At 65.0% G+C, this 15,302-nt stretch carries 11 protein-coding genes; 6 read left to right on the forward strand and 5 right to left on the reverse strand.

The annotated features are described in order from the left end of the window. Positions 1 to 2: 2 nt before the first annotated feature. From AB3X10_RS19125 to AB3X10_RS19150, 6 genes are all read left to right on the forward strand, one after another. Positions 3 to 731, forward strand: coding sequence for an SDR family oxidoreductase (locus AB3X10_RS19125; RefSeq protein WP_369976994.1), 729 nt, complete (start codon positions 3 to 5; stop codon positions 729 to 731). A 1-nt stretch (position 732) separates the two neighbouring features. After that, positions 733 to 1,677: an NAD-dependent epimerase/dehydratase family protein gene (locus tag AB3X10_RS19130; protein ID WP_369976995.1), complete on the forward strand. Its 945-nt coding sequence runs from the start codon at positions 733 to 735 to the stop codon at positions 1,675 to 1,677. Between the two features lie 15 nt (positions 1,678 to 1,692). Then, positions 1,693 to 2,943, forward strand: a complete 1,251-nt coding sequence (locus AB3X10_RS19135) for a hypothetical protein (protein WP_369976996.1) — start codon at positions 1,693 to 1,695, stop codon at positions 2,941 to 2,943. A 538-nt stretch (positions 2,944 to 3,481) separates the two neighbouring features. Next, entirely contained in the window at positions 3,482 to 4,786 is a 1,305-nt protein-coding gene (locus AB3X10_RS19140; protein ID WP_369976997.1) for an NAD(P)/FAD-dependent oxidoreductase, read from the forward strand. Further along, positions 4,783 to 5,184 carry a GtrA family protein gene (locus tag AB3X10_RS19145; protein WP_369976998.1) on the forward strand — a complete coding sequence of 134 codons (402 nt, stop codon included), beginning with the start codon at positions 4,783 to 4,785 and terminating at the stop codon, positions 5,182 to 5,184. The genes AB3X10_RS19140 and AB3X10_RS19145 overlap by 4 nt, the downstream gene beginning before the upstream one ends. Then, positions 5,181 to 6,593: a hypothetical protein gene (locus tag AB3X10_RS19150; protein ID WP_369976999.1), complete on the forward strand. Its 1,413-nt coding sequence runs from the start codon at positions 5,181 to 5,183 to the stop codon at positions 6,591 to 6,593. Before AB3X10_RS19145 ends, AB3X10_RS19150 begins: the two co-directional genes overlap by 4 nt. Before the next feature lie 48 nt (positions 6,594 to 6,641). Here the strand turns inward: AB3X10_RS19150 and AB3X10_RS19155 are convergent, their stop codons facing one another. From AB3X10_RS19155 to AB3X10_RS19175, 5 genes are read right to left on the reverse strand one after another with little or no spacing between them, the layout of a single operon-like run. After that, entirely contained in the window at positions 6,642 to 7,184 is a 543-nt protein-coding gene (locus AB3X10_RS19155; RefSeq protein WP_369977000.1) for a hypothetical protein, read from the reverse strand. Further along, complete coding sequence (locus AB3X10_RS19160; protein WP_369977001.1) at positions 7,181 to 9,505, reverse strand: glycosyltransferase family 2 protein; 2,325 nt, start codon at positions 9,503 to 9,505, stop codon at positions 7,181 to 7,183. The genes AB3X10_RS19155 and AB3X10_RS19160 overlap by 4 nt, the downstream gene beginning before the upstream one ends. Beyond that, the gene (locus AB3X10_RS19165) at positions 9,506 to 11,803 is read right to left on the reverse strand and encodes a glycosyltransferase (RefSeq protein ID WP_369977002.1); all 2,298 of its coding nucleotides are present in this window, start codon (positions 11,801 to 11,803) and stop codon (positions 9,506 to 9,508) included. Beyond that, on the reverse strand, positions 11,800 to 13,923 hold the full coding sequence (locus AB3X10_RS19170) for a methyltransferase (protein ID WP_369977003.1): 2,124 nt from the start codon (positions 13,921 to 13,923) through the stop codon (positions 11,800 to 11,802). Before AB3X10_RS19170 ends, AB3X10_RS19165 begins: the two co-directional genes overlap by 4 nt. A gap of 37 nt (positions 13,924 to 13,960) precedes the next feature. Beyond that, positions 13,961 to 15,286, reverse strand: a complete 1,326-nt coding sequence (locus AB3X10_RS19175) for an ABC transporter ATP-binding protein (RefSeq protein WP_420018516.1) — start codon at positions 15,284 to 15,286, stop codon at positions 13,961 to 13,963. Positions 15,287 to 15,302: the final 16 nt, after the last annotated feature.

The raw sequence follows: 15,302 nt of genomic DNA on the forward strand, positions 1-15,302 counted from the left end.
ACATGCAACGCGTCCTCATCATCGGCGCCACCTCGGCCATCGCCGAAGCCACTGCCCGACGCTACGCCGCGCGCGGTGCGGCGATCCATCTGCTCGGCCGCCAGGCCGCGCGCCTGGACGCGATCGCGGCCGACCTGTCCGTGCGCGGCGCCAGGAGCAGCGTCGGCGTGCTCGACGTCAACGACGGCGCGCACCACGGCGCAGCGTTCGACGCGGCATGGGCGGCCCTGGGCGGCGTGGACGTGGTCCTGATCGCCCACGGCACCCTGCCGGACCAGGCCGCGTGCGACGCCTCGGTCGAGCTGTCGCTGCGCGAGTTCGCCACCAACGGCACCTCCACGATCGCGCTGTGCGCGGCGCTGGCGCCGCGGCTGGCGGCCGGCGCGACGCTGGCGGTGATCTCCTCGGTCGCCGGCGACCGCGGCCGCGCCAGCAACTACCTGTACGGCAGCGCCAAGGCCGCGGTCAGCGCCTACCTCAGCGGCCTCGGCCAGCGCCTGCGCCCGGCCGGGATCAACGTGCTGACGATCAAGCCGGGCTTCGTCGACACGCCGATGACCGCCGCCTTCAAGAAGGGTGCGTTGTGGGCCAAGCCCGACCAGATCGCCAAGGGCATCGTGCGCGCCGTCGATCGCCGCCGCGCCGTCGCCTACCTGCCGGGTTTCTGGTGGGCGATCATGTTCATCATCAAGTCCATCCCCGAATTCGTTTTCCGCAGGATCAAGCTCTGACATGACCGACAAACACGCCAAGATCGTCATCACCGGTGCCGCCGGGCTGGTCGGGCAGAACCTGATCGTCGAACTGGAGCAGCAGGGCTACACCCAGCTGGTGGCGATCGACAAGCATGCGCACAACCTGCAGATCCTGCGCGACCTGCATCCGGCCGTGCGCGTGGTGCAGGCGGACCTGGCCGAGCCCGGCGACTGGGCGCGCGAGTTCGAGGGGGCGGCCTGCGTCGCCCAGCTGCACGCGCAGATCACCGGCAAGACCACCGAGCTGTTCACCCGCAACAACCTGGTGGCCACCTCGCACGTACTCGATGCCTGCCGCGCGGCCAACGTGCCGTACCTGGTCCACATCAGTTCCTCGGTGGTGAACTCGGTGGCGAAGGACGACTACACCAATACCAAACGCGCGCAGGAAGAGATGGTGGTCGCCAGCGGCCTGCGCCACTGCGTGCTGCGCCCGACCCTGATGTTCGGCTGGTTCGACCCCAAGCACCTGGGCTGGCTGTCGCGCTTCATGGCCAAGACCCCGGTGTTTCCGATTCCCGGCGACGGCAAGTTCATGCGCCAGCCACTGTACGAACGCGACTTCTGCCGCTGCATCGCCAAGTGCATCGAGCGCGAGCCCGATGGCGAGGTCTACGACATCGTCGGCGATACGCGCGTGGACTATGTCGACATCATCAGGACGATCAAGCGGGTCAAGAAGCTGCATACCCTGATCGTGCATATCCCGATCGGCTTCTTCGCCTTCCTGCTGCGCGTGTATTCGCTCTTCAGCTCCAAGCCGCCGTTCACCGCCGACCAGCTCAAGGCGCTCAGCGCCGGCGACGACTTCAAGGGCATCGATACCGAAGCCGTGTTCGGCGTGCGGCAGACGCCGTTCGAGGACGCGATCCGCGAAAGCTATACCGATCCGCGCTACAGCCGCATCGTGCTGCAGCGCTGAAGAGGCCCGACGTCGATGAACACGCGCAGCGACTACAGGATCGGCCTGGGCAGACACGATCTCGGCATATTTCTCCTTGCCTTGGTACTGGTGTGCCTGAAATCCAACGATGCGCTGTCGCATCCGCAGTTGTGGGCGGAAGACGCCGTCGTTTTCCTGAAGCAGCAGATCGAGCAACAGGGACTGCTGTTGTTCACCCCCTACGCGGGGTACCTGCATGCCGTGCCCAGACTGGTGGCATGGCTGGCGTCTTTTGCCAGCGCGCAGTTCACTCCGTTCATTTACAACGCCAGCGCGATCGCCCTCTCCGCAGTCTCGATCTTCATATGCGCCAGGAATCTACGCGCGCTGATTCCGCCGTATCTGGTGCTTGCTGCCTTCTTGCTCACCCCCACCAACGGGGAGGTGTTCGGCACGATCACCAATGTCCAGTGGTTCCTGCAATTCCCGCTGGTCACTTACTGCTTCATCGCCACGAAGGCCAGCAATCCGGTGGCCAGGCGCCTGCTCAATGGCGCACTCGTCGTCGCGGCGCTGACCGGGCCGTTTTCCATCATCTGCACGATGCTGATGGCGCTGGCGTTCGTCGGCTTCCTCGTCCTGCGCATCACCAGGCGCTCGAACCTTCTTTCCATCGCCACCGGATATTTCGAACAGCGCGACCTCGTATGCTGGGCGCTGGTGGCCGCGTGCGCCCTGGTCCAGGTGTCGTTCCTGTTCGGCTCGACTCCCGGCCAGGACCAGGCCACTTCCCTCGCACATCTGGTGGTCGGCTCCCTGGGGCAGGCCGCGCCGCTGCATATTTTCGGCTACAACCCGTTACGCCCCGTGTTTTGGCCACTCGCTTATGCGGCAGCTGTCGCGTACCTGCTGTTCTTCAGCAGGCTTGCCCCCGCCATCCGGATTGGCATGGTTCTGGCGCTGGCGTTCGCGATCATCGAGGTGCTGGCGGCGGCGCACAAGATCACCGTGGAACCGCTACTGTCGCTGCTCAATGGCGACCGTTATTTCTTCGCCCTGAAGATCGTGTTCTGGTGGACCTGCTTCATCGGCTTGAAGGATCTGCTCGGCAGCGAAGGGCAAGGCGCCAAATGCACATTGCTGTTCATGCTGTTCGTCGGCCTGTTGAATCGCGACCACATGCTGCGGCCGAGTTTTGTCGACCACGGCCCCGCTTCGGAACTGCGCAAACTCGACCAGCCGGGCTCTCACACCATCCAGCTCAATCCGCAGGGCTGGCAGGTGACCATCACCAAGAAGGAATAACGCCTGCGCCGTTGGAACGCTGAACCGTCCATACCCATCTTTTACGATGGGTAAGGCACGAAGATCGATGTCCGATGGGCGGGAACGCCCCCGACTTGCCCGGTACTTGCGGGGGGAGCTACTCCCTACACCGGGGCGGACGGCGACGCACAAGCTATTTTCATTGGCTGTATATTTCAATGATGCATGAATGTCGGTTGCTCCGGTCTCGTCTGGTATCCAAAGCCGCCTTGGCCAAGATGACATCGCTCGCCTTCAAATCGATGTGGGTCGCCCTTTCCGGCTTGTTTCTACATTCTGCATTCCATCCAGGTGCCGTGGTATAGGACCGCTGGCTCCTGTTCGGACTGAGCGCCGCCGCATCGACAATCCGGGCTGCCTTCCACGCCTGGCGCGCCGCACAAGGCACCCCGACCTGCCGACCTGAACGATCCCGCCGCCCGCATCACCCACGGCGATGACACGCTAAACTTGCTCCCTGCCTGCCGCGCCACCCACCGATTGCCGGCGCCGGCGACCCTCTACTGAAGCCAATGACATGACCTCAAAGAAGCACTACGCGATCGTCGGCGCCGGCCCCATGGGCCTGATGGCGGCCGTTCGGCTCCTCGACGCCGGCCACAGCGTGGATATCTACGAACGCGACGACCGCATCGGCGGCATGTCCGCCACCTTCGATTTCGATGGCCTGCCCATCGAGCGCTACTATCACTTCATCTGCAAGACCGACGATCCGCTGTTCGCCCTGCTGGCCCGTTACGGCCTGTCCGACAAGCTGCATTGGACGGATACCAAGATGGGCTATTTCTACAATGGAAAGCTCTACAAGTGGGGAACGCCGTTCGCGTTGCTGGGCTTCCCGCATCTTGGACCGATCAGCAAGTTCCGCTATGCCTTGCACGTCATGTATACCAAAGGCATCAAGGACTGGACGGCGCTGGACAAGGTCAATGCGACCACGTGGATCCGCAAGTGGATCGGCGACAAGGCGTACGACGTGATGTGGAAGGACGCATTCCGGCTGAAGTTCTTCGAGTACAAGGACAATCTTTCCGCCAGTTGGATCGGCACGCGCATCAAGCGCATCGCATTGTCGCGGCGCAGCCTCATGCATGAAAGCCTCGGCTACCTGGATGGCGGCTCGATCACCCTGCTGGACAAGATGGCGGCAGACATCACCGCGCGCGGCGGCCGCATCCTGCTGTCGCAGGGCATCGACGAAGTCGTCAGCGAAAACGGCAGCGTCAGCGGGGTCCGCGCCGGCGGCCAGTTCCTGCCCTACGATGGCGTGGTATCGACCGCTCCCATCCAGTACGTGCCGGCGATGGTGCCGGGCCTGCCGAGCGATTTCAGCGCCCAGATCCGCGCCGTCGAGAACATCCCGGTCGCCTGCGTCATCCTGAAACTGAAGCAGCCGGTCAGCGAAAACTTCTGGATGAACATCAGCGACCCGGGCATCGCGATCCCTGGCGTGATCGAATACAGCAACCTCAATCCCACCACGCCGCCGGGGCAGAAGATTCTGTACGCCCCGTTCTACATGCCCAAGACGCACCCGAAATGGAGCATGAGCAACGAAGCGCTGATCGAAGAGGTGCTCGGCTACCTGCCGAAGCTGAATCCGTCGTTCCAACGCGACTGGGTTCTGGCAAGCCACTGCCACCGCTATGAATTCGCGCAGACCATCTGTCCGCCAGGCTTCCAGGAACGCCTCCCGGCGATGCGGACCCCGCTGAACGGGTTCTTCATGGCCGACACCGCCTATTACTATCCGGAGGACCGTTCGATCTCCGAGAGCCTGCAGGCGGCGGACCGCCTGGCAGACGTCGTGCTTCGCGCATGACATCGCTCAAGTTCGTCAAGTTTCTGCTGGCAGGAGGAACCGCTGCAGCCGCCAACTTCGGCTCCCGCATCCTGCTCGGTCATGTCATGCCGTACACGTGGTCGATCGTCGTGGCCTATCTCATCGGCATGCTCACGGCGTTCGTGCTCAACCGCATGTTCGTCTTCGAAGCTGCCAGCACCGGCCTGAAGCACCAGGCCATCTGGTTCACGCTGATCAACGTCGCCGCTGTGCTGCAGACGCTGGCCTGCAGCCTGATCTTCGCCCGCTGGATCTTCCCTGCGATCGGCATGCGCTTCCATCCTGAAACGCTGGCGCATGCGATCGGGGTCGCGGTGCCGGTCTTCACCAGCTATTTCGGCCACAAGGCACTCACCTTCAAAGAGCGACCTGCATGAACGATGCCGCCATGCGCCATGCAGGGGATCGCCGTGGCCGGAGCCAGCCCTATCCTTCCTGGTTGATCGCCGTGGCCGTGGGCCTGGTCGCGCTCGCCGCACGCCTGCTCTACATCGAACACTTCGCCGTAAGCATGCCGTTCTGGGATCAATGGGACGGCGAAGGCGACAATCTTCTGAGACCTCTGCTGTCCGGTTCGCTCGGCCTTGCCGAGCTGTGGCATGCCCACAACGAACATCGGATCCTGCCGACGAAGCTTGTGACGCTGGCGAGTTACCTGGCAACCGGCCAGTGGAACAACATCTACGAAGCCCGAATCAGCGCGGCGATCTACGCGATGATTCCGGCCCTCCTGGTCTGGCACGGCATGCGCATCGGCGCATCGCTGCTCGCACGCCTTTTGTTGGTCGCGGTGGCGATCTGCGCGGCGGTCCTGCCCTACGCCTGGGAGAACTTCCTGGTCGGCTTCCAGAGCCAGTTCTACTTCCTGATCCTGTTCGCCGTCCTGGCGGTCTCGCTTGCCGCGGCGAAGCACGACCGTTGGATCGTCATCGGTGGCGTTGTCGCGCTCTCCGTCGTCAGCGCGCTCACGATGGCATCCGGCCTGCTGACGCCGGTCGCAGCGGCGGCCACGTATGCGCTGGCCGCCCTGCTGCTGCCTGGGCGCAAATGGCCGCCGGTGCTGGCCGTTTGCGTCCTGATGGCGATCGCCGTGGCGGCGTACAAAAGCATGCCCGTCATCCCCCAGCACGCGGCAATGCGCGCGCAGTCCGCGCTCGAGCTGTTCGGCGGCTTGGCGCGCGTGTTGAGCTGGCCGGTCCGCGGCATGTACGCGCCAGCGCTGCTGCTATGGCTTCCCGGCTTGCTTGGCCTGGCATTGACGCTGCATGCCAAGCCAGTCGGCAAGACGGACATCACCATGGCCGGCTTGCTGGCCTGGGGTGGCCTGCAGGCCGTCGCCATCGCCTATGGGCGAGGGCACGACTTGGTGGAACTGTCCCCACGCTATACCGAAATCCTCATTCCCGGATTGTTCGCGAACGCATGGTTCGCCGTTCGCCTGCTGCAGCTCCGTCGCCCCTTTCCCGTCTGGGCGCAACGCGGCACGTACGCGATCGTGGCGCTGTTTGCGCTCACCGTGTTCGGTGGCTGGGCCGAGCGATTCCACGTCGATATGGCGGCGCTGCATGGCCGGCACGAAGCCACGCAGGCTCAGGCGCAGAGCGTGCTGTACTACGTCGCCTCCAAAGATGACGTATCGTTCGAAAGCGGACAGTTGCCACTGCCTTATCCGAATTCGCAGCGGCTGCACCAGCTCTTAAACGATCCGTATCTTCTCCAGGCGCTGTCCGGCAGCGACCAGCCCAGGCCGCTGGAGAGCTTCGCTTCGCCGAACGACACGCACTAGCCGTGGGTCCGCTCCCCCGCAATCATTGCGGGGGGTAGAGCGAGGCGCTCACGGCTCGCCAGCGACGATCGTTCCCATTTCGCATGCCGACGCGGCCTTGTCGCGCCCGTACACCAAGAACACGCGATAGCTTCCGGGCTGGATGGCAGGCAGCCATGCCCTGTGGTTGTAACCCGAGCGCAGCAGCGCCGGCTTGCCCAAGACCTGGGCCACATCCGGACGCTCTCCGCCGGCGACGATGGGAACCGCGTATGACGCTGCCGTGGAATTCAGTACGAGGGTTGCGCCGTCTGGCACGCCATCCGCCGCATCGGCCATCCAGCCGCCGAACGTTACCCAGCTCCGCGGCCGGACGTGTGCCTGTTGGGCCGGCCTGCCGTCGACCGCGTCCAGGCTGCAGTGCCCGCCCGTAGGCAAGCTAGCGATCGACCCAGGATATGGCGCGAATGCCGGCTCGGTCGCCGTGGCAATGCCTTCGTCGGAAATCGGTGGCTGCCTGTGGCACCCGCCAAGCATCGTGCCGACCGCCAGCGCGATCCACGGCAGACGGCTCTTCATCCCGGTGCTTGCGGCGCCGCGCAGGGCGCTCATGCAAGCGCCCGGCCCCAGGATTGCGGTTCCCAGGAGCGCGGCGGATAAGCCAGCGTGAATGGAGTCGACTCCACCGTGAGATTGACGTTGTAGTAGGGATCCTGCTGCAACGCCTTGCCCCAGCGCGCCTTCATGAAGCTCTCCTCGCGCTTGAAGCGGGCGATCTTCTCCGGGGTGGTCTCGTAGCCGCGCGAAGCCGATTCGTGATGATAAAGCTCGGCGAACGGGGTCCAAAGGTTGCGATAGCCGGCCGCGCGGACGCGCAGGCAGAAGTCGACGTCGTTGAAGGCCACTTCCAGTTGCTCGTCCAGGCCGCCGACCTGCTCGAACACCGAACGGCGCACGATCGCACAGGCCGCGGTCACCGCGCTCAGACTTTGCGCCAAGCCACCGCGGTGTTTGTCGCCAGGCCAGCCACGCGCCATGCCCACATAGCAGTGCCCGGCCACACCACCGATGCCGAGGATCACGCCAGCGTGCTGAATCGTGTTGTTCGGGTAGTACAGCATCGCGCCCACCACGCCGATCTCGGGGCGCAGCGCGTGCCCGACCATCTCGTCCAGCCAATCGCGACTGATGACTTCGATATCGTTGTTGAGCAGACCCAGAACCGTCCCGCGCGCGACGCGCGCGCCGGCGTTGTTGATCGCCGAGTAGTTGAACGGATGCGGATACGGCAGCACGCGTACGCGCGGATCCTGCTGGACCTGCGCGAAATACTCCCTGGACGCCTCCTCCTGGGAGTCGTTGTCGATGACCACGATCTCGTAGTTGGGATAGTCGGTGCGCTCCAGGATCGAATCGATGCACTGCTTGAGCAGATCGATGCGGTCGCGGGTGGGAATCAACAGACTGACCAGCGGCACCGGTTCCGGCAGCGGATACGAAATCCGGAAATAGCCGCTGTAGCTCGCCATCTCCAGCACCTTCCCGCCGTTGCCGGTCCGGTCCAGATGCGCCTGCACCGCGCGCAACGCGGCAAGATGCGCATACGACTTTTCACCTGGCGCCATCGCGGTGGAGCCACTGATCATGCGCCAGTGATACAGCACCAGCGGAAGATGGCCGATCGCATCGTGAGGGAGCCTCTCGGTGATCCGCAACGTCAGATCCCAATCCTGCGCGCCCTCGAAGCCCTCGAGGAAACCACCGACCGCATGCACCGCTTCGGCACGATAGACGGTCAGGTGGCAGACGCAGTTCTGCGAAAGGAATAGATCCGGATTCCAGTCCGACTTGAAGTAGGGATCGGACCGCTTCCCCTCCACGTCGATCTTGTCTTCGTCGGTGAACAGCATCTGCCAGCGCGGGTTGTTCTCGAACGCGTGGACGCTCTTGAGCAGGGCCAGGGGATGCAATTCGTCGTCGTGGTCGAGCAATGCCACGAACTCGCCCCTGGCCATCTGCAGGGCCGTGTTCGACGCCGCGGAGATATGCCCGTTCTGCTCCCGTCGCTGGAACCGCACGCGATCGTCGAGTCCGGCATATTCGGCAAGCACCTGCATCACCGCAGGATCGGTGGATGCATCGTCGGCGATGCACAACTCCCAGTTCGGGTACACCTGCTCGCGCACGCTTTCGATGCAGCGCCGCAACCAACGCTCGGGGGTGTTGTACGTCGGCACGATGACCGATACCAGCGGCCTGCGCGTCAACGAGGCGAGCTCCGCGTCTGCGGCCTCCTTCCATGCAGCGTCGCGGCAATCGTAGAACTCCTGCCACACCTCGTAGTCGGAGAAGGACCCCGAACACATGCGGGTCGCATACTCGTGATAGAGGCGATCGGCCATCCTGCGGACGCCCTTGGTCAACACATCGATCGCCGTTCGTGCCAATAGCCGCAGCTTGTTCACGCCGCCTTCGCGGCGGGCAAACGATGCGCCGAACAGACGCCGCATGGCTTCGCCGCGCTCGATGCGCTGCAAGTGCAGGGCGGAATGACTGAAATCCATCGGCGCGACGGAGGGATCGAAGCGGATGCCCGTGGTCGACTCCACCAGACGGACCACGATCTCGAACCGGCAGGTTTCGCCGCTGGGGATATTCAAGGGAAGGTCGATGCGCTCGGCCTCGCCGCTGTGCCTGACGCGATACGTCGGATACAGCACCGGCGCGAACATGCGCCCGCGGTAGACCGACAGCTCGCCGGTGAGCAGATACCAGCCCCCAGCCAGGGCTTCGCCTTGCCAACGCAGTGCTATCTGGGGATCGCTGCCGAAGGCGCGCCATATCGCATCATGCGCTGCCGTGGCCGGGAATGTCGGAGCTAGCGGCGCAATCTGCTGCAGTGGAGTGACGCTGAGTGCAATCGTTTCGGACATCTAACTCTCGGGAAAGGCCCCCCGGATCACCGGGGGCGCGTACTCTACAGGATAAACGGGATATGAACCCCGCACCAGCGCTGGCGCATGGCGATCGGGATCGAGCGAGAACGCCGGCACATCCAGCGACAGGCAGGGACTGTAGGCCGGGTCGTCGCCGAGCACCTGCTGCCAACGCGCCTGCATCGTGGCGACCTCCCCGGCGAACCGCGCCTGCTTGACCGGATCGTCCTCGATGCCCCGGCTGGCGGATTCGTGATGGTAGGCCTGGGCGTGCGGCGTCCACGCATTGTCGTAACCGTGCGCGCGCAGCCGCAAACAGAAATCGACATCGTTGAACGCCACCGCGATCGATTCATCCAGGCCGCCCACCGCGACGTAGGCCGCGCGCGTCACCGCCAGACACGCCGCGGTGACCGCCGAATAGCGCTGCGCCAACAATGCGCGTCCGTACTCGCCGGCGAAATCGTGCGGCGCATGAGCGAAGGCATGTGCAGCGACGCCACCGATGCCCAACACGACACCAGCATGTTGCAGCGACCCATCAGGATAGAACAGCTTCGCGCCGATCGCGCCCGCCCCCGGGCGCGCAGCCAGCCGCACCAGTTCCCGCAGCCATCCCGCATCGGTGATTTCGATATCGTTGTTGAGCAAGACCACGATCTGGGCAGCGCAATGCGCCACGGCATAATTGTTGATCGCGGAATAATTGAACGGGCGGTCGTAGCGCAGTATGCGGACGCGCGGATCCTGGCCGATCGCCTCGAAATAGGCATGCGATCTGGCTTCGACGGAACCGTTGTCCACCACCGTGATGCGATAGCGCGAATACTCCGTCCTGGCGAGCAGCGTGGAAATGCACTGCTCGAGAAGATCGATGCGATCGCGGGTGGGGATGATGATCTCGACGTCCGGTTCGGCGTCCAGCGCATACTGCACATGCAAGCGCTGCCGGTCCAGCACATGGATCCGCGCGCCTTGGTCGCGCAATGCCGGGCCGAGCACGCGCGCACGCGCCGTCGCATCCGCTTCGCCACGCGCAAACGGAGCGCAGATCGGGCCGGCGTCACCGTGCACGTGACGCAACATGTGCGGCAAGTGCAACGGGAGCGCGGCGCGCTCGTGGATCAGTGCGCACAGCAGCGAGAACCACGGCACCTCCGGGTCGAGGCCATCGAGCAGGCCATCCGCCAGCGCATCCCTGCGCACGAACGCGCTACGCCCCAGATAATCCTGCTCGTACCAGCGCAGGCGATCCCACGCCGGTTTGAACAGCGGCGCGAAACGCCGCCCATCCTCATCCACCCTGTCTTCGTCGCTGTAGACCAAGGTCGCGGCAGGAAGCGAGACCACCTCGGCGAGGGCCTCGGCGGTCATCGGATGAATGCGATCGTCCGCAGCCAGCACTGCAACGTAGGCCCCTTGCGCGGCACGCAGACGCGCAGCCAGCGGTGCCGAGGCATGCACCGTCTGCAGCATCGGCAGCGCACGGTCCACGGGCCACTCGCCCAGCTGCCGGGCGTCGGCCACGATTTCGATCGCCTGCCCGGCCAGCGACCCAAGCGCAGCGAGGCATGCCGAGAAATCCGCTCCCGCCCGATCGTGGAGGATCAGCGAAAGCACCGGAGCCTGGGCTGGCCTGTCGCGGCGCGGCGACGCCACCAGTCCGGCCAGCCGCCGATCCTCGCGCAGTGCCCAGGTCGCATAGCCGGCATCACGTGCCGTCACATCCTTGCGCTCAGTGGAGAGCAGAGCCTGCAACGATGCGACAGCACCCAGCTCTCGCCATTGCGCCTGCGCGTCATCGACGAGTTCCAGCGCCTCCTGTGGCGCATCGCGCAGCCGCTCGCCGACGCCGCCGCGCAACAACAGCCAGAAGGCCTCGCGCTCGCTCAACCGATAAGACTCGAGCGGCCCCAGCTCGAACCTCGCATAGGCGTCTGTCGGGTCGAATCTCAGCGCCTGCAATGGCTCGGGGAAGCGCACCACGACATCCAACCTGCCGCGGCCCGGGGCCAGCGCGAGATCGATCCGGGTGTCTTCGGCGATGCCGTTGCCATAGTCCGGATAGAGGCAGGGGCTGGCCAGGCGTCCATCCAATTCGCGCAAGACGCCACGCAGCCTGTACCAGCCGGCGGCAAGCGGCAATGCCGGCTGGGTCAGCGCGAACTGCGGATCGGGCCCCACAGATTCCCAGGTAGCGACCTCGCCGGCTGCGACGCAGGCAAGATCGGCCAACGGCGTCGCATCCCAACGCATTCGCGTCGGCGGTCGTTGGCCCGCATCCGGCACGGTCACCGCAACTTCCACCATCTGCGCCCTTGCAACTGCGCAAGCATGGCCATCTGCTGGCTCTGCGCCGTGGCGAGCGCATCGACCTTGGCTTCCAGCGCACGCAGCGCATCGCCGCGCTCCATCCGCCCCAGCGCGTCGCCGAGCCGGTCGGTCAATTCGCCCTGCTGTGCGCTCCAGTGCCGGATCGAATCGACCAGACGGTCGTCGGTGGCAACGAGTCGGTCGTGCAAGGCGCCCTGGCCCTCGGCCAACTGCTGGACGACGGCCTGAACCCGCTGCAAGGCCGGCATCGTCTGCGCCAGGCCATCCCCAAGCGCGGCGTGCAGCGCCGCGATGGAGGCATACATGTTCACGCCATGCTGTCCAGCCAGATTGAGCGAGTGCTGAAGCGACGCGAACCCGTCGGCGATCTCCACGTGCTGCTGCCCGGCCGCAGGAACGGGGACTGCTGCACGCGGCACGGCTGCATCGAGCATGCCCTCGATCGCTTCGCGCTGGTCCTTGCCCGTGACCTGGCGCTGAAACGCCAGTTCGCGCTCGAGCCACAGATCGAAACCGCCGCCTGCCGAGGGAGCGAACAACCCAGCCACGACATCCAGCAGCAGGGTCCGCAAATCGATCGGCGCGCCCTCCGCCATCGGCGCCACGACACTGCCGCCATAGGTGAACAACAGCGAGCGCAACAGCAGCCAGCCGAGCGTCGGGCGCTCGGCGACCCACTCGCGATCGAAATAGACGATCCGGCCATCGGCGGCGCACAACAGATTCGATGGCGTGGCATCGAGGTAGTCGTCGGGCAAAACGCTGTCGACGCTGTCCAGCGCGACGGCATGCCCTTCGCCGTGCAGCACTTGCGCCAATGCGTGCAAATAGCGCCGCATTTCCGCGACCAGGTCTGCCTGGGTCCAGCCCGACTGACTCAGTACCGCACGAATTCCGTCGACCAGCAAAGGGCCCTGGAAATAGTCGGTCTCGCCTTGCACCTGCAAACGAACCCCACCCTCTGCCGATGGCGAGTCGGACAATCTGCGTGCATGCACCCGCACCGATTGGCCCTGCTCCGCGACGAACAGCGTTTCGCGCGCATAGGCACCCAGCCGCTGCGTGCTGTAGTGATACGCCAACGCCGATTGTTCGGCCATCGCCACGTCGTCGGCCACCGCTTCCACCAGGAACGAATTGGCCAGGTCCAGCGCCAAGCCATTGGCCGCGACGACCGGCCAGGCGCGCTGGAGATTGAATGTCGTGGGCGTGAGCTGGGGATCGCGGCGAACAGCCTGCGCCGCCAGCGCGCCGGCATTGAACAGGGCGGGGTCGGCCGAGATGCCGCGTTCGGTCAGGATCGTTGCCGGCATCTTGTAGTCGGGCAATGGCGCCGCGAAACGGCTGCGTGCGAAGCCGGCGCGCCGCAGCAGCGAGTCGAGCTCGTGCCGTCCGTAGGTGCGTGCGCCGCGCGCCTGATAGCGGTCCTCCAACCCGACCATCGGATGCCCCAGATGGTCTTCCGGCACGCCGGCCAGGTACTTCAGGCCCAGCTGATTCTCGATGGCCAGGATCAGGCGCCCTCCCGGCGCCAACAGCTGCTTCGCCGCCTGCAGCATGTGCAGCGTGGGATTCTCTGCTTCGGAGAACAGGCTGGCGTACTCCAGCACGCCGATCAGGGTCACGACGTCGAAACGCTGATCGACCGAGAAATCCTGGAACCGCTCGGCCACCACTGCGACATTGCGCAGCTCACGAGTGCGCTCACGGGCGATGCTCGCACGTCGCAGCGAGCCTTCGAGCGCCAGCACGTCCGCCCCGCTCTCGCCGAGATAGCGCGTGACCGCGCCGCAGCCGGCGCCGATCTCGAGAACCTTCGCACCCGGCCGCAGATGCTGCGCGAACGGCCGCAGCAGGTTCGCCCGCTCCGTGGACAGGTGATAACGGCTCGGCCAATCCACGCAAGCGGCCGCCAGTTCGGAAGAAAACACGCTGACGTCGGCAGCGGCGCGCAATGTCGCCAACAGCCCGTCCTCGGAGCTGTCGCCATCGCTGTAGTCGATGCTGTCGTACCCGTCGCGACGCCATACCGCAACGTCCACGGGCAGGACATAGCCAGCTGCTGCCAATGAATCAATCATGCAATGCTTCCTCTTGAATCATCGTTGGCGTGATTTATCAAACAGCCTGGCGAGAACCTGCGATTTCCAGCCGCATGTCCAACCCGCCCATGCCGAAGAAATCGGCATTGATCACCTTGAAATGGATGCTGTCGTAGCGCCGGTCATGGGGCACCACATCCTCTTCGCTGCGGCTGGCCACGCCGACGGACAGAAAATAGTCGCCGTCGGCCAGGTCGCAGCGGAACGCGGCCACGACATCGACCGTGCTGCCGGCGGCGCCGCCGGCGGTGAACGCAGGCAGCGGCTTGTACTCGCTATTGGTCCCGTAGACGACGACACCCTCGGCGGTCTTCAGGGTGAAGCCGATGATCGGCCTGATCACCTCGCGCTCGAACGCGATTCTGACCACGAGGCGCAATTCCTGGCCGGACTCGAGGATCGGCGGATAGAGCGTTTGCGCCGAGCGCAACTCGAAGTCGGTGATGCGGGCCGCAGCGTCGCCCCAGCGGAATTCGTGCGGATTGTAGTTGGGACGCGACTCGTAGCCGCTGCCCTCGCCGGAGAACGGCACAGTCTCTTCGAACGGCGCATCCGCGGCGCGCTCGCCTGTGTCGTTCGCTGGAGTCTCGCTGTCGCCGCTGCCGAACAACAGGTTGTAGTACGCGTTGACCACGTCCTTGGGCTTGCCCTGGCGCAGGACGCGGCCGCTATCGAGCAACTGGGCGAACTCGCAATGCTGCACGATCTGGTCGGCCGAGTGACTGACCAGCAGGATCGACGCGCCATCGTCCTTGAGCTGCTTCAGCCGCGCGAAGCACTTGGCCTGGAACTTGGCGTCGCCGACCGACAAGGCCTCGTCGACGATCAGCAACTGCGGGTGCACCTGCGCCTGCACCGCGAACGCCAGCCGCACGACCATGCCGCTGGAATAGCTGCGGATCGGCTGGTCGATGAACGCGCCGATGTCGGCGAACGCGAGGATGCGATCCAGGCTCGCATCCACCTCTTCCTTGCTCAAGCCGAGGATGGCCGCATTGAGGTAGACGTTCTCGCGCCCGGTGAATTCGGGATTGAAGCCGCTGCCCAGCTCCAGCAAGGCCGCGACGCGCCCCTTCACCTGGATGCTGCCCTCGGTCGGGGTCAGGGTGCCGGCGATCATCTGCAGGAATGTCGATTTTCCCGAACCATTGCGGCCGATGAGGCCGACCGTCTGGCCGCGGCGCACCTGCAGGTCGGCGCCGCGCAATGCCCAGAATTCCCGATAGTAGCGCCGCGAGCCGCCCACCAGCCCCTGCAGCAGGCGGTGCGAAGGCCGATCGTAGATGTGATAGCACTTGCCGACGCCGCGCGCATCGACCACCAGGTCGGCGTCGCTGGACATCGGGCTGTCCGCCTGT

Source organism: Xanthomonas sp. DAR 80977 (assembly GCF_041240605.1).
GTDB lineage: Bacteria > Pseudomonadota > Gammaproteobacteria > Xanthomonadales > Xanthomonadaceae > Xanthomonas_A > Xanthomonas_A bundabergensis.

What these genes read in the sequence shown, in the direction of transcription:
- AB3X10_RS19125 (WP_369976994.1), top strand. Translation starts at nt 3, where the DNA reads ATGCAACGCGTCCTCATCATCGGCGCCACCTCGGCCATCGCCGAAGCC.
- AB3X10_RS19130 (WP_369976995.1), top strand. Translation starts at nt 733, where the DNA reads ATGACCGACAAACACGCCAAGATCGTCATCACCGGTGCCGCCGGGCTG.
- AB3X10_RS19135 (WP_369976996.1), top strand. Translation starts at nt 1,693, where the DNA reads ATGAACACGCGCAGCGACTACAGGATCGGCCTGGGCAGACACGATCTC.
- AB3X10_RS19140 (WP_369976997.1), top strand. Translation starts at nt 3,482, where the DNA reads ATGACCTCAAAGAAGCACTACGCGATCGTCGGCGCCGGCCCCATGGGC.
- AB3X10_RS19145 (WP_369976998.1), top strand. Translation starts at nt 4,783, where the DNA reads ATGACATCGCTCAAGTTCGTCAAGTTTCTGCTGGCAGGAGGAACCGCT.
- AB3X10_RS19150 (WP_369976999.1), top strand. Translation starts at nt 5,181, where the DNA reads ATGAACGATGCCGCCATGCGCCATGCAGGGGATCGCCGTGGCCGGAGC.
- AB3X10_RS19155 (WP_369977000.1), bottom strand. Translation starts at nt 7,184, where the DNA reads ATGAGCGCCCTGCGCGGCGCCGCAAGCACCGGGATGAAGAGCCGTCTG.
- AB3X10_RS19160 (WP_369977001.1), bottom strand. Translation starts at nt 9,505, where the DNA reads ATGTCCGAAACGATTGCACTCAGCGTCACTCCACTGCAGCAGATTGCG.
- AB3X10_RS19170 (WP_369977003.1), bottom strand. Translation starts at nt 13,923, where the DNA reads ATGATTGATTCATTGGCAGCAGCTGGCTATGTCCTGCCCGTGGACGTT.
- AB3X10_RS19175 (WP_420018516.1), bottom strand. Translation starts at nt 15,286, where the DNA reads ATGTCCAGCGACGCCGACCTGGTGGTCGATGCGCGCGGCGTCGGCAAG.